General features: G+C 41.1%; 1 protein-coding gene. It reads left to right on the forward strand.

All coding sequences use genetic code 11. The features are described 5' to 3' along the window. Window positions 1-6 precede the first annotated feature (6 nt). Window positions 7-645, forward strand: a 639-nt coding sequence (locus ACS8FD_RS21625) for a formate/nitrite transporter family protein (protein WP_439277386.1), incomplete at its 3' end; no start/stop codon positions are given.

Below are 645 nucleotides of genomic sequence, written 5' to 3' on the forward strand. Positions count from 1 at the left end.
AACGATATGCATTTAGCCGATAACAATGATGATGATACCAATGATACAGATGAGCAAAATAACAACAATATTGAGGACAGTCAGCATCAAAAAGACGAGCAACAAGACAGCGAAACAAAAGCCACTGAAAACCTTAAGGATGAAGACTTCCCTGAACAAATCAGTGATGAAGACAAAGAAACCATCAAAAAAGTCGCCAGCGATGACAATTTAAGTCAAGCAAAGAGCTACGCCAGTATTTTGGTTGAGCAGGTCATCCATGCCAAAGAAACGTTTGATCGCTCTTTAGGTTCTTTATTTACCAGTGCTTTTACTGCTGGGCTTGAGATCGGCATTAGCTTTTTTATAATTTTAGCAGCTTTTTCACTGCTTAGCGGAGTGATGCCCAATCAATATGCAATGGTGCTATCTTCATTGCTATATCCGATAGGTTTTATCATCGTCGTGATCGGCCAGTCGTTGTTGTTCACTGAGCAGACCTCACTGCTTAGCTTACCTGTGTTAAATAAGATAGAGCCGTTACACAAGCTGCTGCGTCTGTGGGGTATTGTTATCACTGGCAATATCGTTGGCGGCTGTATATTTGCCGCCTTAATGATAGGGCTAGGTTTGAATATGCATCTGTTTAGTGTCAGTGATATCGAT

It is taken from the genome of Psychrobacter sp. 1U2, from assembly GCF_051847575.1.